This window comes from Alishewanella sp. BS5-314, assembly GCF_025377695.1.
Lineage (GTDB): Bacteria > Pseudomonadota > Gammaproteobacteria > Enterobacterales > Alteromonadaceae > Alishewanella > Alishewanella aestuarii.
Window position 1 is genome coordinate 1,038,268 of record NZ_JACEHJ010000002.1, and the last position, 21,887, is coordinate 1,060,154.

Genomic DNA, 21,887 nt, shown 5'->3' on the forward strand with positions numbered 1-21,887 from the left:
TGGCCTATGCTTTATCTATCAGAACCTGTTCCAGCCGATCTTTTATTTTTGCAGGTACCTGGCGTTGAACCTCGCACACTGCTTGTCGGATGGCACTTAAAAATGCGTCTTTCGTCGCATTTCCATGACTTTTCACTACAATGCCGCGCAATCCTATCAGACTTGCACCATTATACTGGTCGGGGTTCATCCCCTGATAAAGACTTTTTAGGGCGGGTTTACACAGCCAGCTTAATAAAGCAGCAAAAGGCCGCTGTTTCACGCCTTGTTGCGCCCGCTTCAGGATCAGTTTCGCTACCCCTTCGCAGGTTTTTAGCGCCACGTTACCGACAAAGCCATCGCAAACAATCACATCCGCCTTACCGGAGAAAATATCATTACCTTCGATATAGCCGATATAATTCAGATCCCGGCATTCCTGCAGTAACTGTGAGGCGCGTTTGATTTGATCAGAGCCTTTGATCTCTTCTTCGCCCATGTTTAGCAGTGCCACGCGCGGCGCCCGGATGCCGATCACTTCTTCGGCCATCACCGCGCCCATTACCGCAAACTGAAACAAGGTGTCGGCATCACAATTGACGGTAGCACCTAAATCCAGCATATACACTGGCTTACCGTTGCAGCTGGGTAAGGCACTGACCAGCGCAGGCCGCTCGACGCCATTGAGCATTTTCAGTACATAGTGCGCCATCGCAATCAGAGCACCGGTATTACCGGCAGAGACACAGGCCTGAACCTTACCTTGCTCAACCAGATCGAGGGCGTGGCGCATCGAAGAGTCACGTTTAGTGCGTAAGGCCAATGAGGGTTTATCGGCCATCGAAACCTGCTCGTCACTGTGTACAAAGCGAATGCGCGGATGCGCAGCAACGCCGGCTTCAGTCAGCATACGGCTAAGCAGTGGCTGGTCGCCACAAAAGACAAGTTCGAGTTCGGGGAATTCTGTTAGCGCTGCCAGGGCGGCAGGTATGGTAGATCGGGGGCCAAAGTCGCCCCCCATCATATCTAAAGCCAGAGTCGGCTTTAGCGGCTGCACTTTACTACCAGTAAAAACCGTCAGGACAAGGGTCCGGACTTATTTTACTTTACGGCCTTTATAGAAACCGTCGGCAGTAATGTGGTGACGGCGGTGCGTCTCACCTGAAGTTGAATCAACTGACAGCGTTGGGCCAGTTAAAGCATCGTGTGAACGACGCATGTCACGACGTGCACGAGATTTTTTGTTTTGCTGAACAGCCATTGTATTTCTCCTAAATCACTTTTTCTTCAATTCTTGCAGCACTGCAAACGGGTTGGGCTTTTCCGGCTCCGGGCCTATGTCACCGAAACTCATGCCGTCTGGATTCACTGAACAATCTTCAGGCGCATGCATCGGGTACAAAGGAAGCGTCAGAATCAACTCGTCTTCAATAAGCTGCCGTAAATTAATTTCGCCGTGTTCATCACGTTCGATCACGTCGTAGCGCTCAGGAATCAACTCCAAAGCCGCATCATCATCTCCGTTAACCGGAGTATATGCAAAACTGCAGTCTAGTGTTAGCGGCATCGCTTCGCCACATCGCTCACACTTTACACTTACCAGACAAGTTGCTGTACCCTGTAGTACAGTCAGTCCCTGCTGGTCAGTTCCGCATTCAATTCTGACTGTTACTTCGCCGTCGTTACTCAGCAAGCTTTCAGACAGTCGGCTTAACGTACTCAGCACTATAATGCCTTCGTAGTCCGACCGCTTTTGCGCTGCCTTTACCGGATCCAGCGTAACAGGTATTTTCACTTTTTGCATAAGGCGCGCATCATATAGAAGCAGTCCCTGAGTGTCAAAGGGTTCTGCAGGTTTTTTAACATATTTCTCGCAGCTTTCTGGCGAATAGCGCGGCTTCGCATTATAGTGCGCCCGCCCCCTGAATCATAGCGTGAAATCACCCTAAGGATGAAAAATGACTACGCAGCAGCATCCGCCACTCTATCTGGCCTCTACCTCTGTTTACCGGCGCGCCTTGCTGCAAAAGCTCACCACACAGTTTAGCTGTGTTAAACCCGAGGTCGATGAAAGCCCTTTACCTGACGAAACCGCAGAAGCCCTGGTTAACCGGCTGACGTTGGCTAAAGCCAAGGCAGTAGCCGCGACGCTAAGTGCCGGTTTAGTGATAGGGTCGGATCAGGTGGCGGTATTTCAGGGGGAAATACTTGGTAAGCCACATACTGTAGCTAATGCTGAAGCCCAGCTTAGACGGTTTAGCGGCCAGGCGGTGACGTTTTTAACCGGGCTGGCCGTGGTGAATGCAGCAACCGGCAAGGTTCAGCAAGCGATTGAACCCTTTGTGGTGTATTTTCGTGAGCTGAGTGAGGCCGAAATCCGCCACTATGTGGCGCGGGAACAGCCGCTGGATTGCGCCGGCAGCTTTAAAAGCGAGGGGCTGGGCATCGCCCTGTTTGACAAACTGCAAGGTGATGACCCCAACAGCCTAATTGGCTTACCACTGATCAGGCTGCTGGCGATGCTACGTAATGAAGGCTTAAACCTGTTACTGCACAACGATGGAGGTTAACTCTGGTAAATGGTCAATAATTGCCAGCGGCTGATATTGCGCCAATACCGATACCGGATGGGCGCCATGGCTTACCCCTACCCTTGGCATATTAATCGCCTGCGCCATCTTTAAGTCATGGCTGGTATCGCCGACCATAATAGCCTGTTCCGCATTAACACCGAGTTCAGTGATAATTTGCTTAAGCATATCCGGATGCGGCTTTGACTGCGCTTCATCGGCACAGCGGCTGGTAGCAAAGTATGGCGCCAGCCCGGTTTCGGCAAACATCCGATCCAGCCCTTTGCGCGCCTTACCGGTTGCCACTGCCAACAGGATATTCTGCTCAGCCAGCTGCTTTAACGTTGCCTCAGCACCTGCAAACAAGGGTGTAGGCGTGGTGTCATGCAGCACATATTGATCGCGATAATGTTCAAATATTTGCTGCCGCTGGGCTTTATTGGCAGTCGGAAACAGCTGGTCAAAAGCCGGATCCAGGCTCAGGCCAATAATTTGTTTTACCGCATCATGGCTGGGTACCTCTAATGCGGTTAAGGCTGCGGCGGCACGCATTGAGGATACAATGCGTCCGACCGAGTCCATCACGGTACCGTCCCAATCGAAAATAACCAGTTTTACTGCTGACATCACTACTCCGCGTCGTTACGCTGTTTTGACCTTGTTACTTACGGTTTAACCGTTCCAGAGTCTGGCTTAATTTCGGATCCAATGGCGCTTCAAAGCGCATAGTGGTTTCGCTGATCGGATGGATAAAGCTTAAGCTAAAGGCATGCAGAAACAGCCGGTTAAGTCCAATTTGCTGCATCTGCTGGCTAAACTGGTTATCACCGTATTTATCATCACAGGCAATCGGATGGCCTTTACAGGCGGTATGAACCCGGATCTGATGGGTACGGCCGGTAACCGGAAAGGCTTCTACCAAGGTGCCTTCCTGATAGCGCTGCAAAATCCGAAACCGGGTTTCCGATGGCTTGCCTTCCACAGCATCCACTTTGACCACCCGCTCACCGGACTGCAGCGTATTTTTTCGCAGCGGCTCTGTGACCTTGCGTACTTTGTTATCCCAATCGCCGGCAACCAGCGCCCAGTATTTTTTCTCTACCGTTTTATTGCGTAGCTGCTCGTGTAAATGCGTTAAAACCGAGCGCTTTTTCGCGATCAGCAAACAGCCCGAGGTATCGCGATCCAACCGATGCACCAATTCCAGATGCTTAGCGTCCGGGCGCAGCGCCCGCAGCGCTTCTATTACACCAAACTGTAAACCACTGCCACCATGCACCGCCATGCCAGAGGGTTTATTCAGTACGATCAAATCTTTATCTTCATACAAAATATGCTGCTCAAGATCTTTGACCAGACTCAATTTCACCGATACCGCATCGGGTTCGCTGGCAACGGTTAACGGTGGCACCCGCACCACATCACCCTGCTCTAATTTATACTCAGGTTTGATGCGTTTTTTATTCACCCGCACCTCACCTTTGCGCAAAACGCGGTAAATCACACTTTTTGGTACACCGCGCAGCCGGGCGATTAAAAAGTTGTCTATGCGCTGACCGATGAAATCATCTTCAATTTCAATTATTTGTACTGGCAATTTTATTTCATCGGTCATCTTTGCAAAATACTCAGCTAAAATTACAATTCAGTTGCTAATCAGCGCAGATTAGTGGGATAATCAGCCCGCTAATTGTGCCGAAATACGGCAATTAGGGCGCTCAAAGTGACATAAGAGAATTTGTGCGGCACCGTCAGGGGATGTGATCATACCGAAATCGTGGTGAAAACCAATGTTTTTTATAACCCCGGCGTTAATCCACTGCCACTTGCCTGAGGTAATGTTGAGTAATTTGTTACCAATAACGGCAAACCACAAAGTCCGGTCACCGGGCAACAACAGTAAAGATTAGTCAGAACACAACGCCTGCAGGCGCTGTGTGTCAGAAAGCATAACGAAAACCCCGCTGCCAGGCACTGTTTTGCCGGCAGCGGGGTTGTAAAACGTAAAATTAGGTTCCCTCAAGCACCCAGTCGTGAGACTGCACCCTTCTGTGTTTGATAACGGCTGACACTCAGGTGCCCGGTTGTTGTGTTGTGGCTTCGCAATAGAGTCACCACACAATGAAAAGAATGTTAATTAATGCCACGCAGGAAGAAGAAATCCGCGTAGCCCTGGTCGATGGCCAGAAACTGTACGACCTGGACATTGAAAGCCCAGGCCATGAACAAAAGAAAGCCAATATTTACAAAGGTAAAATCACGCGGGTCGAGCCGAGTTTAGAAGCCGCCTTCGTTGACTACGGTGCTGAGCGCCATGGTTTCCTGCCGTTAAAAGAAATCTCCCGCGAATACTTCCCTGCTGGTTACAGCTTCGATGGTCGTCCAAACATCAAAGAAGTGGTAAAAGAAGGTCAGGAAGTCATTATCCAGATCGATAAAGAAGAACGTGGCCAAAAAGGCGCCGCGCTAACCACCTTTATCAGCCTGGCCGGTTCTTACCTGGTACTGATGCCGAATAACCCGCGCGCCGGTGGCATTTCCCGTCGTATTGAAGGCGATGAGCGTCAGGAATTAAAAGATTCCTTAGGCCAGCTGGAAATGCCGGATGGCATGGGTCTGATTGTGCGTACCGCTGGTGTTGGCAAATCCTACGAAGAGCTGGATTACGACTTAAAAGCCCTGCTGAAACACTGGTCGGCCATTACCGAGGAAGCGCAGAAACGTGCCGCGCCTTTCCTGATCCACCAGGAAAGCAATGTGGTATTCCGTGCTATTCGTGATTATCTGCGCCGCGATGTCGGTGAGATCCTGATCGACAGCCAGAAGATTTTCGAAGAAGCCAAGGTTTATATCCAGCAATTCCGCCCGGACTTCGCGCACCGCGTGAAGATGTATCAGGGTGAAGTGCCGCTGTTTATGCACTATCAGATTGAAAACCAGATCGAAACCGCCTTCCGCCGTGAAGTACGGTTACCCTCTGGTGGTTCTATCGTTATCGACAGCACCGAAGCCTTAACAGCAATTGATATTAACTCCTCGAAAGCCACTAAAGGCGGCGATATCGAGGAAACCGCCTTTAATACCAACCTGGAAGCGGCCGATGAAATCGCCCGCCAACTGCGGTTACGTGACCTGGGCGGTCTGATCGTGATCGACTTTATCGATATGACGCCGGTACGGCATCAGCGTGAAGTGGAAAACCGTTTAAAAGACGCCGTGAAGCAAGACCGTGCCCGGGTACAAATTGGCCGGATTTCGCGTTTTGGTCTGCTGGAAATGTCACGGCAGCGTTTACGTCCGTCACTGGGTGAGTCAGCCGGTCATGTCTGTCCGCGTTGTCATGGCCGTGGCACTATCCGCAGCGTTGAGTCCTCTGCCCTGTCAATTTTACGTTTAATCGAAGAAGAAGCGATTAAAGATAACACCAGCCAGGTGCAGGCACAGGTGCCGGTATCAGTTGCTACTTATCTGATGAACGAAAAACGCGAAGGCGTGCGTCGCATCGAGCAGCGCAATGGCGTTCAGGTATATGTGATCCCGAATGAGCATCTGGAAACACCAAACTACGAAGTGATCCGCATCCGTATCGATGAAGAGATCGAAGATGTCAGCTATAACCTGACCAAGGTACCGGAACACACCACCAAGCTGTATCAGCCTGCTTCGGATGCGGTAAAAGAAAAGCCGGCAATATCAGCACTGAGTATGGCGCAAACTGCTGCGCCGGCACCGCAACCGAAAACTGTCGTTGCCGAAGTTGCTGCCCCTGTGGCCAACACACCTGGTTTATTCAGCCGTTTAGGAAGCTGGTTATCGGGTTTATTTGCCGCACCGGCAGCGGAAAAACCGGCGGATAAACCGAAAGAGAAATCAACCGCTCGTCCGGAACAACGTGGTGAGCGTGGTGAACGTGGCGATAGCAGAAGACGCAATAATCGTAACAACAAGCGTCGCGATCAGGTTGAGAAAGTTGCCGATAAAGCACAGGACAAGGTAAGCGAAGAAAAGGCAAGCCCGGCCAGTCGCCCGGAGCGCCAGGAGCGTCCGAAGCAACAAGAACGTCAGCCACGGCAGCAAGAGGCCCGTAAAGCGCCAGCTGAAGCTAAGGTTGATAAGGTAGAACGTGAGGAAGCGGACGAGCCAAATAGCCGCGCCGCTGCCGCTGAGCGTCGGGCCCGTCGTCAGTTACAGCGTTCAGTGCGGGTAGCAAAAGCAGAAGCCGTCGCTAACGCTGCTACAGCTGAAACGCCGGTAACCGCTGCCGAGCCTGTAGTCAGTGCAGCAGCGACTACTGTAGTTGATACCGCGCCAGAAGCTCTGACCAAGGCACCTGAGGCTGTTGTTGATACTGTTGTTGATACCTCTGCTCAAGCGACTGTTGCCACAGCAGCAGTGCCTGAAACCGAAGTGTTAGCCGATGATGCCGCAGAAGCTGCAGAGCCGCGTAGCCGTAGCCGTCGTTCACCACGTCATTTACGTGCTGCCGGTCAGAAGCGTCGCAAAGAGCAGACCGATAATGCCGTTGAGGAAACAGCTGCCGCAGATGAAGCGATAACAGCCACTGTCACAGCGGAACAAGCTGCTGTTAGTAGCCAAGCAGAGACCCCTGTTGCTGCAGCCACAGCCGAGACTGCAGCGACTGTCGCCTCAGAGCTTGTTACTGAGACGGTCGCAGAGCCTGTGGTTGTCGCAGTTGAGGTGGCTACTGATGACGCTGTTAAGGCAGCTGCGTCAAAGGAAAACTCTGTCGATGCTGAAGACAAACCAGCCCGTAGCCGCAGCCGTCGTCGCACGACAAAAGCGGATACCGCTGATACCGTAACGCAAGCGCCTGTTGCTGAGACTGAAGTGGCAGCAGTAGAGGTCACGGCAACTGAGGAAGCGGCCGCCAGCCAGAGCAGCCCTGAGCAACAAAGCCTGGCGTTAGAGCCGGCCGTTGAGCAAGCCGCAGCCACTGAGTCAGCCGCAGCAGCGCCGGTGCAGCCAACATCAGCCGCGCCAGTTGAAGCAGCCGCCGCAACTGTTGCAGTTGAAACAGCAGTGGCACCCGTTGCGACCAAGCGCCCTGCTGGCAGTCGCTTTGGCAATATGGTAGTCGCTGAAATGACTAAGCCTACTGCGGTTACCGATACGCAGCAGGAGATCGTGATCAATGCTGCCAGCGCCGAACAGCGTCCGGTGGTGCAATCGTCTGAGCGGCCAGCCGGTTCAGCCTTTGCCCGTCAGGCAGTATCTGCGCCTATGACCAAGCCTGGTCAAGCGGAGTAAATCACCGCTCTGTAGCAAAAGCCGGCCAGTGCCGGCTTTTTTATTATCTTCTTTTAAGTATATCGCTGTCGGATCGCGAACAGTCAGCCAGCAATATCTGATACAAACTAGCAGCAATAAAAAACCACCGTCAGAGCGGTGGTTTTTGACCAGGCATCAGTCTTACTTAGAAGTCGTACTTAGCGCTAAATTGAATGCGATGCATATCACCATCCAGGCCGCTTTCAATTTCACGATTCGCAAACTTGTATTCAATACCCATCATAAACTTCGGATTGAATTGATACAGAGCATTAGCGCTGTAGCTGTGAGTACTCTTAGTCACGCCGGTTCCGGTTAAGGTGGTATCGTTATCGGCACTTAACATTGAGTACAAGAAGGTAGAACGCCACTTGTCATTCCACAGATGACGATAAGCCACAGAGAACGCCGTCACATCAATCGCTTCCAGCCGGGCTGCATTAGTGGTGCCTGTTAATACAGCGCCATTAATGGTATTTAAACCCACATAACGGCCTAAGCCCTTACCATGGTTCAGGGTAAAACGGATATCATCATTGTTTGCCAGATTAAACTTACCGCTGAACGATACGCCATAAGAGGTGACGGTATCGTCAAACACGCCCTCGTCGATAGCGATTTGACGTAATAAACCGCCCAGACGGAAAGACGCATTACCGGCTTTAAAGTTGTAACCGAAGGTTAGATCCGGTGTCGCATTATCATCGGTAGTAATGCGGGCACCGCCACCAAATGGCGTAATGGTACTTTCCGGGTTCTCTATCGCAACCGAGAAATTGCCAGAGGTGTAACGGATTTGCGCCTGACGGATAAACACAGCTGCATCAGGGTTACCAACGAAGTCCAGCGTATCTGGCAGCGATTGCAGATCCATAAAGTTTGACCAGGTCTGGCCGACAGTCCAGTTTTTGTAGCTGACGAACGCATGACGCATTACCGGGCTATAGCCGTTAGTGGTCCGCTCATCGTTGCCGTTATTACTGGTCATCATATCGAACTCAAGGCGACCGGTCATTTTCTCGCCATTACCGAGATCGGTTGAGGTTGCAAAGAAAAACCGTGACTGGCGGGCATGTGCATCGAAACGGGTTGTGTTTCTGCCGCCGATTGGCGTTAATGCCGGTACGTAGAAATCGCGACCTAAGGCAGCAATTTCGCCGTCAGAATCGCTGTACATCATATCGAGCTTGATAAAGCCACCGTAGGTAACTTCGGTATCGCCAACTTTAAAACCGTTATTAGCCTGAGCCGCGCCTGCTGTCAGGGCAAGTGCCACAGCTGCAGTCAGGGCGTTGAGCGTCTTTCTTTGTCTCATCTGGAGTTCTCCATTGGTTTTTATAGTTTTACTGTCTTCGCGGTTATTTTACAGAAACTACAGCTGGCAGTCTCTTCTTTGTAAACTTTGGTCGACACTATCGTTATGTGCAATTAGCCTTTAGTCGCAGTTCGCATAACCGCAGCAGCTCGTCTAGACTATGGTCTAATTCCTTTTATGTGAATGCTCCTTTAGAAATACCTCATTATTTTAATAAGCTCCGCAGGGGATGTTATGACACAAGCAACACTTTATCCGGTACCGGAAACCATCAAACAACGCGCTCATGTCATCAATGAGCAATATCTTGAGATGTATCGCGGATCGGTAGAGCAGCCGGAAGCTTTCTGGAACGAACACGGTAAAAGACTGGACTGGATCAAGCCTTATACCCAGGTAAAAGACACCAGTTTCGCTTTGGGTAACGTCAGCATCAAATGGTTTGCTGATGGTGTACTGAATGCCAGCGTTAACTGTCTGGACCGTCATCTGGCAAAGCGTGGCGATCAGGTTGCTTTTTATTGGGAAGGCGATGAGCCTGGCGTTGAGAAAAAAGTCACGTATCGCGAGCTGTACGAAGAGACCTGTCAGCTGGCAAATGCGATGCGGGCTTTAGGTGTTGGCAAAGGGGATAGAGTTACTATTTATCTGCCGATGATCCCCCAGGCAGCAGTAGCGCTGCTGGCTTGCGCCCGTATTGGCGCTGTGCACTCAGTGGTATTTGCCGGTTTCTCACCGGATGCGCTGGGTAGCCGGATCACTGACTGTGATTCTAAGCTGGTGATCACCACCGATCAGGCCCTGCGTGGTAGCCGGGCCACCAACCTGAAAGATAATACTGATATCGCTTTGACACATCTGGGTGATGCCAATCCGGTGCAAAACGTTATTGTGATTAAACACGTTGGTAAGCCGATTGATTTTCATCAGGGCCGCGATCTGTGGTACCACGAGCTGATTGCTGCGCAGCCAAAAGAGTGCGCGCCTGAGCCGATGAACGCCGAAGATCCACTGTTTATTCTTTATACCTCAGGCTCAACAGGTAAGCCAAAAGGGGTACTGCACACTACCGGCGGCTACCTGGTGTATGCCGCTATGACCCATCAGTATGTGTTTGATTACCACGATGGTGATATCTACTGGTGCGCCGCCGACGTCGGCTGGGTTACCGGTCACAGCTATATTGTCTATGGCCCGTTGGCCAACGGGGCCAGCAGCGTGATGTTTGAAGGGGTACCTACCTACCCCAGCGTGAAGCGTATCGCTCAGATTGTCGATAAATATCAAGTCAATATTCTGTATACCGCACCTACCGCCATTCGTGCCCTGATGGCACATGGTGAGGCGCCGGTTGAAGGCACCAAGCTGAATTCACTTCGGGTTTTAGGTAGTGTGGGTGAACCCATCAACCCTGAAGCCTGGAACTGGTATCACGATAAGTTTGGTAAGGGCAACTGCCCTATCGTTGATACCTGGTGGCAAACTGAAACCGGTGGCATTTTGATTACGCCGTTACCGGGTGCCACTGCTTTAAAGCCCGGCTCAGCGACCCGTCCATTCTTCGGTGTCAAACCAGCCATCGTCGATAACGAGGGTAAAACGGTTACGGGCGCGGGTGAAGGAAATCTGGTGATTACCGACAGCTGGCCGGGTCAAATGCGTACTCTTTATGGCGATCACGAGCGCTTTGAACAAACCTATTTCAGCACCTATCCGGGCAGTTACTTTACCGGTGACGGTTCACGCCGGGATGAAGATGGCTATTACTGGTTAACCGGCCGGGTCGACGATGTGTTAAACGTCTCAGGCCACCGTCTGGGCACTGCGGAAATCGAAAGCTGCCTGGTAGCGCATGAGGCTATCGCCGAAGCCGCTGTGGTTGGCTATCCGCACGATATTAAGGGCCAGGGAATTTATGTTTATGTCACGCCGCGGGTTGGTGTTGAACCCAGTGAAGATCTGACGAAAGCCATTCGTGCCTGGGTACGTGAAGAAATTTCACCTATTGCCAGTCCGGATCTGATACAGTGGGCTCCAGCAGGCCTACCGAAGACCCGCTCAGGTAAGATCATGCGTCGTATTCTGCGGAAAATTGCTGCGAACGAGCATGACCAATTAGGTGATATTTCCACCCTGGCTGATCCGTCAGTAGTTGAAATTCTGGTGAATAACCGCTTAAATCGTAAGTAGGACACCAACACCGCTCCCTGAGCTTGCGTGTCTCCAGTTGCAGCAGAAAGGCCGCCACATTGCGGCCTTTCTTATAACTATAACCAGAACTATGCTGGAGGAAACAATGGCGAAGCTTATCGTCGCAGATGATCATCCGTTATTTCGCAATGCGCTGATCAACGCCATTAGCAGCACCTTTGCTACCAAAGCAACAATTGAGACTGACAGTTTTGACAGCACCTGCACCGCACTGGAACAACATCCTGATGCGGACTTATTGCTGCTGGATTTACATATGCCTGGTAATTGTGGCTTCCTTGGCTTGATCCAGCTGCGCAAAAACTACCCCAGCTTACCGATAGTGGTGATTTCGGCCAGTGAAGACCTGGATGTGATCCGCCGCGTGATGGCATTTGGTGCTTCGGCCTATGTGCCAAAATCAGCACGGCCGCAGGATATCAGCAGCGCCCTGAACGCGGTATTGGAAGGTGAATTATGGGTGCCGGCAGAGCTGCGTAAGCAGGTGCTGGATCAGCAGGAAACCGAACAGGATCTGGATTTAGCCGCCAAGGTCGCACAACTGACTCAACAACAATATAAGGTGTTGTACTATTTGACCGAAGGTTGGCTGAATAAACAGATCGCCTATGATTTACATATCTCAGAAGCGACGGTAAAAGCGCATATTACCGCGATTTTCCGCAAATTAGGCTGTACTAACCGCACCCAGGTGGTGATCCAGGCACAGCGCCTGACGCTGGAACCTCCCGTCGACCGCGCTATGGCGCAGCAGCATTAGCCTGCCAGGCTTGCAGCGAATCCGCTTTAATATCGCGCCCTCTCTGTAAGGGATTTCCCGACCGCCCGCTTAGCGCGGGCTTAGTCTGCAACTGTGCCGGCCCGCTTTAACATTTTAAAGTGATTTAAGGTGGCTCTGAGCGCGCCCGGTTTAATGGGTTTAGCCAGGAACATCAAGCCCTGAGCTTTTGCCAGCGCCGCCAGATCAGCCTGTGGTGATGCTGACACCAGTACGCCATGCACCGCGCCCCAATGTTGCCGGATTTGCTGATACAACTGCAGACCATTTAGCTGTTGCCCCAGCTGGTAATCAAGCAAGATCACATCCGGCGCAGCGGCGGTGGCCGCATACGCCATTAAAGCATCGGTATCATAAAAACACTGTACCTCACTGATTTGCCACTGCTCCAGTAAGACTTTAAGCGCGGATAAATTCGCGGCATCATCATCGACACAGACGACACTCAAGCCGGGTAAGGGCCTTTGCTGTAGCGTGGTTTCGACGGTGAGCTCCTGCCGCGCTCTTACAGCCGCTAACGGCAAGCTAATACTAAATACCGTGCCTTTGCCAGGCCAGGATCGCACCTCAAGCGGATGGCCAAGCAGTTTCGCCATCCGGTGCACCACACCAAGACCGAGCCCAACGCCTTGCTGCCCTTTGGCAGTGGCATCAATCCGATAAAAGTCTTCGAAAATACGCTGCAAATCCGGCTCAGCAATGCCGGGGCCGGTATCCCAGACTTGCAGTAACAACTGACTGCCGCGTTTGCGACAACCCAGCAAGATCTGGCCATTTAGAGTGTACTTAATGGCGTTGGATAACATATTTTGCAGGATCCGGCGCAAATAGGTGGCGTCAGTCATCACCTGATAGCGACTGGTGCGCACACTTAGCTGCAAGCCTTTTTGATCCGCCACCAGACGGTATTCCTCAGCCAGTTGCGCCAGTAAGTCTTTTAAGGCTACCGGCTGTACATTCGGCTGTAGCTTGCCATCATCCAGTTTGGCAATTTCCAACAGGGTAGAGATCAGCTCTTCTGACGCCTTTAACGAATTATCCAGCTGGTTAAGGATCGCCGCCTGCTGCTGCGGTTCCTTCACCCCGGCTAAAGCGGCAGTAAATAAGCGGGCAGCATTCAGCGGCTGCAAAATATCGTGACTGGCCAGCGCCAAAAAGCGGGTTTTCGAGGCATTAGCCGCTTCCGCTTCGGCTTTAGCCTGCAGCAATTGCTGCTCGGTTTCGCGCCGCCTGGATACCTCGGCCAGTAACTCCTGGTTCATCTCAGAAATCGTCTGAGTACGTTCATTAACCCGATCTTCCAGATATTGTTTGGCTTCAGCTAAGCCCTGTACGGCTTTTACATGCTCAGAAATATCGGTAAAGCTGGTTACAAAGCCGCCCCCCGGGATCGGATTGCCGCGCATTTCAATGACCCGGCCATCCGGCCTTACCCGCTGAAACACATGGGCGGTGCCGTTTTTCATATGCAGGGTACGCTTTTCAACATGCTCGTCCGGATCACCGGGCCCGCAAAGACCGCGCTCGGCATTCAGCCGCACGATATCGGCTACCGGCCGGCCTACTCGAATCATCCCCTCCGGATAGTTAAACATTTCCAGATAAGCTTTATTCCAGGCCACCAGATTCAGATCGCGGTCGACCACACTGACGCCCTGACTCAGATGCTCCAGCGTGGAGAACAAAATCTTGCGCGAAAATTGGATCGCCTGCGTAGTATCATCAAATAAGGTCACTACATCTTCAAAGGCCAGCTGGCGACCTTCCAATACGGCATTAACCATGGCGGATGCCGAAGAAGCGCCGATAACGCCAGACAGCTCACGCTCGACGTGTTCGACCAGGCCGACTGAGGGCAAATCATCCAACTGCACGCTTTGCTGCTGTTTACGGCCAAACTCCGCCAGACATTCTGCCGCACGCTGCGGTCCGACAAAACGCTCTAACAGGGTTTTCAAATCGTTGTTGCGGATCCGGATGCGACGAGCTGGTGTATCCTGATGATTAATAGGTAGATTTGGCTTAACAAAGGCCACAGCCTGTAAGCGGTCCTGTAAATTGACGGTGGTGGTTAAGGACACCAGCAAGTAAGCAAGCAGATTAAAGCCCAGTGAAATAATCACGCCATGACTAAGCGAGTCGAGCTGGATGCCAAACATCGAAGTGGGTAGCAGCCAACTGAGGCCAAACAGACCCTGCTGCATAATATCGCTGTTGATCACACCGGCATTGACCAACTGCGGTAGCATCAGGGTGTAGAACCACAGCAGCAGTCCCAAGCTTAAGCCGGCATAGACGCCATAGGCATTGCCACGCCGCCAATACAGCCCCCCTATCACTGCCGGTACCAGCTGGATAGTCAGCGCAAAGGCCAGCAAGCCGGTTTCAGCCAGCTCATAGTTACGGGCAAAAATACTGTAGTAAAGATAAGACAGCGCCATCACCACAATAATCATGGTACGGCGCACCAGCAGAATTAGCAGACTAAAATCATGCGACATGCCTTTTTGCTTGGTAGATTTCAGTAAGCCAGGCATTACCACGTCGTTACTGATCATCGTCGACAGTGCCAACGTCGCGATAATAATCATTGAAGTTGCGGCCGAGAAACCACCGATAAAGACAATAATACTGAGCACATTCCAGTTCATACTGGATGGGATCAGCAACACAAAGCTATCAGCCTGCGCCAGGATACCGGGAAACAGCTGCATCCCGGCAACGGCAATCGGGATCACCACCAGGGTAACAGCTAAAAGGTAACCGGAAAACCAGCGCCGGGCGTGCCGTAAATGATGGTGCGAAACGTTCTCGACAAAGGCGACATGGAACTGCCGCGGTAACAAAAATACTGCCACCATCGCCAAAATAGTCTTGGTAATAAACTCGACCAGTCCGGGGGTATCGAGCTTTTCTTGCTGACGGATCGAATGCTCAGTAAAGGCGCGTAATGCGGATTGATCGGTATCCAAAATAAAGACATAGACGGCGATGGCCAACGTCAGTAGCGCAAACAGCTTAACCACCGACTCAAAGGCAATAGCCACCATCACACCACGGTTTTGCTCGGTCAGATGCAGTTTGCGGGTACCAAACAAAATAGCAAAAAACGCCATCGCTATGGCGCTGAGTAAGGCGCTGTCCTGATACCAGGCGACCTGTGCGTCATCAAAGGCGCCACCGAGTAATACCTGATAGGAGCCGGCCACGGCTTTCAGTTGCAGCGAAATATAAGGGATAACGACAATCAGACAAATAATGGCAGCCAGGGTCGCGATATTGCGTCTTTTTCCGTAACGGGCGGAGATAAAGTCAGCAATCGAAGTTACGTTTTGTTTTTTGGAAACATACAGCAGCTTAAATAAGAACGGCTGGGCAAAGATAAACAGCAGGATCGGCCCGAGATAGATGGCCATATAATCCCAGCCCCGGGTCACGGCCGTTCCCACAGCGCCGTAGTAGGTCCAGGACGTACAGTAAACAGCTAACGCCAGACTGTAGATCAGGCCCCCATACTTTCGTATCAGGCGGTCATCAGCATGCCGTTCACCCCAGTTGGCAATCCAGAACAATCCGCCCACATATAACAGGGCCAATAAGGCTACAGTCCATACCGTCACGGGGTTCTCCCTTTTCTTATTTTAACTAGGGCGTGTTGACCTTTGCTGCTTGTTTTTGCAGCCGTTTGGCTGGTGTTTATACAAGGCAGAGCTTGTGATGTGTAGTTATTCTACATGAACAAGCGATAACGCAGTAGAAACGCCAGCCAAACGCTGCCCGAAGGGTTCGCGCTGGCGGCACTTTGCTCTTTGTCACTCGTCACTTATTTAGAATAACTAAACTGCGCTCCTCGTTTCGCGATCAAAGCGCCGCCAGTGCGAACAAAAGCTAAGCAGCAAAGGTTAACACGCCCTAACTGTGGTGGCAGCCAGTCGTTATGTCAATGCTGTGGCTGTTGCCTTCGACTAAAGTCGGGCTAGCGCCTTGGCTAACTGCTGCTAGATTAAACTTGCTCGATAAAAAATAAACTAAAGGAGACACAACTATGGCAGATCATAACATGAATGCCGCCGCGTACTGGAGCGCTAACCTGCGCTACATATCGATAAGCCTGTTTGTCTGGGCACTTGTATCATATGGCTTTGCGATCTTGCTCAGACCTATGCTGGCCGGCATCAGTGTTGGCGGTACTGATCTTGGCTTTTGGTTCGCACAGCAGGGTTCTATCATAACCTTTATCGCTATCATCTTCATTTACGCCTGGAAAATGAATAAGTTAGATAAAGAATTCGGTGTAGAGGAGTGATTGGCATGAGTCAATTTGCAATAAACTTAATCTTTGTAGGCGCCTCCTTTGCGCTCTACATCGGTATCGCCATTTGGGCGCGTGCCGGCTCTACCAAAGAATTCTATGTTGCCGGTGGTGGCGTTAACCCTGTCACTAACGGTATGGCAACCGCCGCCGACTGGATGTCAGCGGCGTCTTTCATTTCAATGGCAGGCTTAATCGCCGCTGGCGGTTATGCCAACTCAACCTTCCTAATGGGCTGGACCGGTGGTTATGTACTGCTGGCGATGCTGTTAGCACCCTACTTACGTAAATTCGGTAAGTTTACTGTACCTGACTTTATCGGAGACCGCTTTTACAGCAGGGGCGCGCGCTTAACAGCGGTGGTGTGCTTAATCATTATGTCGGTAACCTATGTAATCGGCCAGATGACCGGCGCCGGTGTTGCCTTCTCCCGCTTCCTGGAAGTGAGTTCCTCAACCGGGATCTGGATTGCGGCCGGAGTGGTGTTCGTATACGCGGTATTTGGCGGCATGAAAGGTATCACCTACACTCAGGTTGCGCAGTATGTCGTGCTGATTATCGCCTATACCATTCCAGCGGTATTTATTTCGCTGCAACTGACCAATAACCCTATTCCAATGTTTGGTATGTTCAGCACCCACGTTGAATCCGGTCAACCGTTGCTGGTAAAGCTGGATGAAATTGTGCGTGAACTGGGCTTCCAGGATTATACCGCTGACGTCAGCAACAAACTGAATATGGTGTTATTTACGCTGTCACTGATGATTGGTACTGCCGGTTTACCGCACGTTATCATTCGTTTCTTCACCGTGCCTAAGGTTGCCGATGCCCGCTGGTCTGCCGGCTGGACGCTAGTGTTTATTGCCCTGCTGTATTTAACTGCACCAGCAGTAGCCTCTATGGCACGTTTAAACCTGTTAACCACTATCTACCCTGCTGGTCCTACCGCGGATGCGATTAATTATGCTGAGCGTCCGGACTGGATCAAAAACTGGGAACAAACCGGTTTGATCCGTTGGGAAGATAAAAATAATGATGGCCGTATTCAGCTGTATAACGATACCCCGGCTTTCGCTGCCAAAGCAGAAGAGCGCGGCTGGGCTGGTAACGAGCTGACAGTAAACAATGATATTCTGGTACTGGCAAACCCTGAGATTGCTAATCTGCCAGGCTGGGTCGTGGGCTTAATTGCTGCCGGTGGTATTGCCGCGGCACTGTCTACTGCCGCCGGTCTGCTGCTGGCGATTTCCTCGGCTATCAGCCATGACCTGATCAAAAATATCATTAACCCGCAAATCAGTGAAAAAGGTGAAATGTTAGCCGCCCGGATTTCCATGGCCGGTGCCATTTTACTGGCGACTTATCTGGGGCTTAATCCGCCCGGGTTCGCCGCACAGGTGGTTGCGCTGGCATTTGGTATTGCCGCAGCTACCCTGTTCCCGGCACTGATGATGGGTATTTTCTCAAAACGCGTATCCAGTCAGGGCGCTATCGCCGGTATGTTAGCCGGTCTGCTGGTCACCTTACTGTATATCTTTACCTATCTGGGCTGGTTCTTTATCCCTGGTACCAATATGTTGCCAAATACAGCGGATAACTGGATCTTAGGTATCTCTCCACTGTCTTTCGGTGCTGTGGGTGCCATGATTAACTTCGTGGTTGCTTTTGCTGTGTCATCTGTCACTGCAGCGCCACCGAAAGAAATCCAGGATCTGGTTGAAAGCGTCCGTTATCCGAAAGGTGCCGGTGCCGCTGTTGACCACTAAGCAATACCTGCTTAGATAGCAGAAACGAGACTTCTGCAGTACACTCGGGCTTTCAACAGAAAGCCCGAATTTTTAGGAAGATAACTATGTTGTGGGAATTAATTGCAACTTTTTCTGCTGGTTTAGGTGCTGCCGGTATTGCGCTGGTACTTAGATTACTAACACTTAAAAAGTTACCGAGCTGGATTATCCCGGTTGCTGCCGGTGCCGGTATGCTCGGCTATCAGATTGTTAATGAATATATCTGGTTCGACCATCAAAGTAGCCGGTTACCCGCCGGGGTAAAGGTGGTCCGTACCGTGGAAGAAACCGCTGCCTGGCGGCCCTGGAGTTATTTATATCCGCAAACGATGCGCTTTCTGGCTGCCGATATCGAAAACGCAGCCCGCAATCAACGTAATCCGGAGGTGTATCTGGTCGACCTCTATATTTTTGAGCGCCGGATGAGTGCGCGCCGTATTCCGCAAGTCGTGCATTGTGGCAAGCAAGCCCGGGCAGACTTTACCGATAGTCTGGAAATCCCACTGCCCGGAGCAGAGCTGGGTGCTGAGTGGTTCCCGCTGGACACCAGCGATCTGTTATATCAGTACCTGTGTCAGGAATAAGTGTTATCACTGGGGTTGAACTATGGAAGTTGCTGAAGTTACCAATTTTCTAAAACAAACCATTCCTTTTGAACAACTGGGTTTGGCGCAACTTGCCGGGTTAGCCGCACATTTTAATGTCTACTATTGCCAGGCCGGTGAGCATCTGGATATCAGTCAGGAACGACTGCTGATTATCCGCACCGGCATCTTCGCGCTGTTCAGTGATCAGCAACAACTGCTGACCAAGCTGGAAGAAGGCGACTTTTACGGTTACCAGCTGCTGCTTACCGGTCTGGCCGACAACGACCGGCTGATCTGTGAAGAAGACGGCCTGGTGTACTGGTTACCCAGTGAGGTGTTTCATCAGCTGCGTTATCAGTACAAGAACATTGATATTTTCTTCCAGCGGCTGTTTGGCCGCCGTTTACATCAATATAAAGAACAGCAAAGCTCACGTTTTACGCTAAAGGTTGCTGATATCGTGCAGGCCAGAAAAGTCGCGATCAGTGGCGATCAGGATGTACAACAAGCGGCCCGGTTGATGTCGGAAAAGCGCGTCTCGTCCTTGCTGGTGGAGGATGAGAACCGTTTGATTGGTATTCTAACCGATCGCGATTTACGTAGCCGGGTGCTGGCAGCAGGCCTGCCCCCCACTACCGCTATTAAAGAGGTGATGACACCCAAACCCTATACTATTGAAAAGCACGCTTATTTGTTTGAAGCCGTTCAGCTAATGAGCCGCTTTAATGTGCATCATTTACCGGTGGTCGATCAGGGTTTAAGTTTCAGTATGATTACCGCCACCGACATTATCCGCTCGCAGCAAGATCACCCGGTCTATCTGATTGGTGAGATCCATCGTCAATCCAGCCTGGATGGCCTGGAACACTGCAGTCTGCAAATCAGTAATCTGGCGCAAATCCTCGGTAAACAGCAGGTGCCAGCCTATGAGGCCGGCCATATTATCACCACCATTACCGATGCTTTTACCCAGCGCCTGATTAAGCTGGCCCAGCAGGAGTTGGGCCCTGCCCCCTGTGTATTTAGCTGGCTTAGCTTTGGCTCGCAAGCCAGGATGGATCAAAGTATCAATGCCGATCAGGATAATGCGCTATTGCTGGAAAAAGAGCCGGTTGGCGACGTTGCCGACTATTTCAGCCAACTGGCTGACTTCGTCTGCCAGGGCCTGGCGCGCTGCGGCATTAAACTCTGTCCGGGTAATATTATGGCGTCTAACCCGGAACTACGGATGAGCCTGAAAGGCTGGTCCGGCAAATTTAGCAAATGGATCGCCGCCCCCACTCCGGATGCCATCTTAAAATCGACGATTTTCTTTGATATGCGGGTTGTCGAGGGCTCCAGAGGTCTGTTTAATGCCTTACAACAGGATATTCTGGCACGCACCAATAACTCGCTGTTTTTAATGCATATGGCACAGACCGCGTTACAACGCACCGCGCCGCTGAGTTTCCTGCGGAATTTTATTCTGGAGCACGACGGCAAACAGAAAAAAGGCCTGGACCTGAAAAAGCGTGGCATCAGTCTAATCACTGATATTGTCCGGGTCTATGCGCTGGCCAATGGCGTGCTGGAAGTGAATACCCGTAGCCGCTTGCAGCAACTGGCCACCGACGGCGTATTGGACAGTAAGGATACCCAGAATTTATGCGACGCCTTTGATGTGCTGGCACAGCTACGTTGGGATAAACATTTGCATGATTTAGATCAGGGGCATGATGCCAGCAATTTGCTGGATCCGGCAGTGCTCTCCGGTCTGCAACGTCATCAGCTAAAGGACAGCTTTGCGGTGATCAACGCCGCCCAATCCTCCCTTAAACACCGGTTCTGTAAGGAGGTATAACATGCTGGGTTGGCTGAAAAAGAAACCACCGCTTTATAGCGCGGTACAAGCCTTTAATCAGGTCGGGATCCCTGCGGCCAACACCCAGGCCAGGGAGTGCCATTATCTGGCACTGGATCTAGAGCTAACCGGCCTGCATGCCAAACAAGATCATATCGTCAGTATCGGCTGGGTACCTATTCGCAACCAGCAAATTTGTTTAAGCGAAGCCAAACACTATTTATTCCGGCCACCAACCAGTGTTGGCCAGAGCGCTATTTATCATGGTGTGCATGACAAGGATCTGAAAAACGCCAGCGAGCTGGCGGATGTGTTGCTGCAACTATTACAGGACTACGCCGGGTATGTGTTTGTCGCGCATCACTGCCGACTGGACCGGGCCTTTTTACAAATTGCGTATCAACGCTTGTTTGGCAAGGCGCCGACCATGCAGTTTATGGATACGCTGAATATCGAGTGGCACCGCATGCAAAAACAAGGCACCGTGATGAAAAAGGATGCGCTGCGCTTGCCGCAGTGTCTGGCCCGGCATAAATTGCCGGTCAGTGCACAGCATCATGCGTTGGAAGATGCCTACGGCTGCGCCCTGTTGTTTCTGAGCCAGCTGAAAAAAAGCCACCCACACATCACCCTGGGCGATTTGTTAGTACAAAGCAGTTAGCGCAGAAATTTACTCGCTAGTGCCCGGGCGCAGTTTTAACTGCAGGCCTTTTAATACATTGCGCAACACCTGCGCCTGACATTGCCGGTAGTGCGGGTGATCGGGTTTACGGAAAAAGGCACTCAGCTCTGAGCGACCCAACCGGAAATTGGCCAATTGCAGCAATTCCAAAAAGTCGTCATCGCGCAGATTGAAAGCAATCTTCAATTTACGCAGGATCAGGTTGTTATTCAGCCGACTCTCCGCAACCGGCTGCTCGCCTTCGCGCATCCCTCTTTTGCTGGTGATCAGACCATTTAAAAACTGCGCCAATTCAATATCCAGCAAGGCAACAAATTCAGGATCTTCGTCCTTGGCCAACCAACTGATAATTTGCTCCTTAGTGGCGACCAGGCCGCCCAGCGCAAAGGTTGCCGCCAGATTGCTGTTGTTGATGTTTAGAATATAGCGTAACCGACGCAGGATATCGTTGTTAGTCATGGCAGGGGTCCGGCTGTGTTAAGCAATTACGAGAGAGCAGTAAAAAAAGAGAACAACAGTAAAAAAGGCGCTGACGCG

The 21,887-nt window shown here is 51.4% G+C and carries 17 protein-coding genes; 9 read left to right on the forward strand and 8 right to left on the reverse strand.

What is annotated here, in order from left to right:
* Window positions 1-4: 4 nt before the first annotated feature.
* Genes plsX through yceD form a run of 3 tightly spaced genes read right to left on the reverse strand, consistent with a single transcriptional unit; the run spans window position 5 to window position 1,783 of the window.
* Window positions 5-1,036 (reverse strand): phosphate acyltransferase PlsX, encoded by a 1,032-nt coding sequence (gene plsX / locus H1D31_RS09270; protein WP_261257986.1) that lies wholly within the window; start codon window positions 1,034-1,036, stop codon window positions 5-7.
* Between the two features lie 39 nt (window positions 1,037-1,075).
* Complete coding sequence (gene rpmF, locus H1D31_RS09275) at window positions 1,076-1,240, reverse strand: 50S ribosomal protein L32 (RefSeq protein WP_008951891.1); 165 nt, start codon at window positions 1,238-1,240, stop codon at window positions 1,076-1,078.
* A 15-nt stretch (window positions 1,241-1,255) separates the two neighbouring features.
* A complete protein-coding gene (gene yceD, locus H1D31_RS09280) occupies window positions 1,256-1,783 on the reverse strand; it encodes a 23S rRNA accumulation protein YceD (protein WP_261257990.1) in 528 nt (175 codons plus the stop codon).
* Between the two features lie 154 nt (window positions 1,784-1,937).
* On the opposite strand from yceD, the gene H1D31_RS09285 reads away from it, so the two are divergent.
* Window positions 1,938-2,549: a Maf family protein gene (locus tag H1D31_RS09285; RefSeq protein WP_261257992.1), complete on the forward strand. Its 612-nt coding sequence runs from the start codon at window positions 1,938-1,940 to the stop codon at window positions 2,547-2,549.
* Here the strand turns inward: H1D31_RS09285 and H1D31_RS09290 are convergent.
* On the reverse strand, window positions 2,526-3,176 hold the full coding sequence (locus H1D31_RS09290) for an HAD-IA family hydrolase (RefSeq protein ID WP_261257994.1): 651 nt from the start codon (window positions 3,174-3,176) through the stop codon (window positions 2,526-2,528). The genes H1D31_RS09285 and H1D31_RS09290 overlap by 24 nt on opposite strands.
* Window positions 3,177-3,210: 34 nt before the next feature.
* Window positions 3,211-4,164, reverse strand: a complete 954-nt coding sequence (gene rluC, locus H1D31_RS09295) for a 23S rRNA pseudouridine(955/2504/2580) synthase RluC (protein WP_261257996.1) — start codon at window positions 4,162-4,164, stop codon at window positions 3,211-3,213.
* Window positions 4,165-4,679: 515 nt separating this feature from the next.
* Here rluC and rne point away from each other — a divergent pair.
* Entirely contained in the window at window positions 4,680-7,817 is a 3,138-nt protein-coding gene (gene rne, locus H1D31_RS09300; RefSeq protein WP_261260083.1) for a ribonuclease E, read from the forward strand.
* A gap of 166 nt (window positions 7,818-7,983) precedes the next feature.
* On the opposite strand, the gene H1D31_RS09305 is transcribed toward rne, so the two are convergent.
* Window positions 7,984-9,153, reverse strand: coding sequence for a DcaP family trimeric outer membrane transporter (locus tag H1D31_RS09305; protein WP_065956339.1), 1,170 nt, complete (start codon window positions 9,151-9,153; stop codon window positions 7,984-7,986).
* Window positions 9,154-9,387: 234 nt separating this feature from the next.
* Here H1D31_RS09305 and acs point away from each other — a divergent pair, with 234 nt between their 5' ends.
* Both acs and H1D31_RS09315 read left to right on the forward strand, forming a co-directional pair.
* The gene (gene acs / locus H1D31_RS09310; RefSeq protein ID WP_261257998.1) at window positions 9,388-11,343 is read left to right on the forward strand and encodes an acetate--CoA ligase; all 1,956 of its coding nucleotides are present in this window, start codon (window positions 9,388-9,390) and stop codon (window positions 11,341-11,343) included.
* Window positions 11,344-11,449: 106 nt separating this feature from the next.
* Window positions 11,450-12,124 carry a response regulator transcription factor gene (locus H1D31_RS09315; RefSeq protein WP_008608282.1) on the forward strand — a complete coding sequence of 225 codons (675 nt, stop codon included), beginning with the start codon at window positions 11,450-11,452 and terminating at the stop codon, window positions 12,122-12,124.
* Between the two features lie 80 nt (window positions 12,125-12,204).
* Here H1D31_RS09315 and H1D31_RS09320 read toward each other — a convergent pair whose 3' ends face one another.
* Entirely contained in the window at window positions 12,205-15,762 is a 3,558-nt protein-coding gene (locus H1D31_RS09320) for a PAS domain-containing hybrid sensor histidine kinase/response regulator (RefSeq protein WP_261258000.1), read from the reverse strand.
* Between the two features lie 425 nt (window positions 15,763-16,187).
* Between H1D31_RS09320 and H1D31_RS09325 the strand changes: the two genes are divergently transcribed.
* From H1D31_RS09325 to H1D31_RS09345, 5 genes are all read left to right on the forward strand, one after another.
* Entirely contained in the window at window positions 16,188-16,448 is a 261-nt protein-coding gene (locus H1D31_RS09325; protein ID WP_008608280.1) for a DUF4212 domain-containing protein, read from the forward strand.
* Window positions 16,449-16,453: 5 nt separating this feature from the next.
* Complete coding sequence (locus H1D31_RS09330; protein WP_261258003.1) at window positions 16,454-18,220, forward strand: sodium:solute symporter family protein; 1,767 nt, start codon at window positions 16,454-16,456, stop codon at window positions 18,218-18,220.
* 86 nt (window positions 18,221-18,306) lie between these two features.
* Window positions 18,307-18,825 carry a hypothetical protein gene (locus H1D31_RS09335; RefSeq protein WP_261258005.1) on the forward strand — a complete coding sequence of 173 codons (519 nt, stop codon included), beginning with the start codon at window positions 18,307-18,309 and terminating at the stop codon, window positions 18,823-18,825.
* 22 nt (window positions 18,826-18,847) lie between these two features.
* On the forward strand, window positions 18,848-20,668 hold the full coding sequence (locus tag H1D31_RS09340; protein ID WP_261258006.1) for a putative nucleotidyltransferase substrate binding domain-containing protein: 1,821 nt from the start codon (window positions 18,848-18,850) through the stop codon (window positions 20,666-20,668).
* A gap of 1 nt (window position 20,669) precedes the next feature.
* A complete protein-coding gene (locus H1D31_RS09345; RefSeq protein WP_065956332.1) occupies window positions 20,670-21,329 on the forward strand; it encodes an exonuclease domain-containing protein in 660 nt (219 codons plus the stop codon).
* A gap of 9 nt (window positions 21,330-21,338) precedes the next feature.
* Here H1D31_RS09345 and H1D31_RS09350 read toward each other — a convergent pair whose 3' ends face one another.
* A complete protein-coding gene (locus H1D31_RS09350) occupies window positions 21,339-21,809 on the reverse strand; it encodes a DUF1456 family protein (protein WP_008951877.1) in 471 nt (156 codons plus the stop codon).
* Between the last annotated feature and the right edge of the window lie 78 nt (window positions 21,810-21,887).

Coding starts and splice junctions, on each gene's coding strand:
- rpmF (WP_008951891.1), bottom strand. CDS start 1,240: ATGGCTGTTCAGCAAAACAAAAAATCTCGTGCACGTCGTGACATGCGT.
- yceD (WP_261257990.1), bottom strand. CDS start 1,783: ATGCAAAAAGTGAAAATACCTGTTACGCTGGATCCGGTAAAGGCAGCG.
- H1D31_RS09285 (WP_261257992.1), top strand. CDS start 1,938: ATGACTACGCAGCAGCATCCGCCACTCTATCTGGCCTCTACCTCTGTT.
- H1D31_RS09290 (WP_261257994.1), bottom strand. CDS start 3,176: ATGTCAGCAGTAAAACTGGTTATTTTCGATTGGGACGGTACCGTGATG.
- rluC (WP_261257996.1), bottom strand. CDS start 4,164: ATGACCGATGAAATAAAATTGCCAGTACAAATAATTGAAATTGAAGAT.
- rne (WP_261260083.1), top strand. CDS start 4,680: ATGTTAATTAATGCCACGCAGGAAGAAGAAATCCGCGTAGCCCTGGTC.
- H1D31_RS09305 (WP_065956339.1), bottom strand. CDS start 9,153: ATGAGACAAAGAAAGACGCTCAACGCCCTGACTGCAGCTGTGGCACTT.
- acs (WP_261257998.1), top strand. CDS start 9,388: ATGACACAAGCAACACTTTATCCGGTACCGGAAACCATCAAACAACGC.
- H1D31_RS09315 (WP_008608282.1), top strand. CDS start 11,450: ATGGCGAAGCTTATCGTCGCAGATGATCATCCGTTATTTCGCAATGCG.
- H1D31_RS09325 (WP_008608280.1), top strand. CDS start 16,188: ATGGCAGATCATAACATGAATGCCGCCGCGTACTGGAGCGCTAACCTG.
- H1D31_RS09330 (WP_261258003.1), top strand. CDS start 16,454: ATGAGTCAATTTGCAATAAACTTAATCTTTGTAGGCGCCTCCTTTGCG.
- H1D31_RS09335 (WP_261258005.1), top strand. CDS start 18,307: ATGTTGTGGGAATTAATTGCAACTTTTTCTGCTGGTTTAGGTGCTGCC.
- H1D31_RS09340 (WP_261258006.1), top strand. CDS start 18,848: ATGGAAGTTGCTGAAGTTACCAATTTTCTAAAACAAACCATTCCTTTT.
- H1D31_RS09345 (WP_065956332.1), top strand. CDS start 20,670: ATGCTGGGTTGGCTGAAAAAGAAACCACCGCTTTATAGCGCGGTACAA.
- H1D31_RS09350 (WP_008951877.1), bottom strand. CDS start 21,809: ATGACTAACAACGATATCCTGCGTCGGTTACGCTATATTCTAAACATC.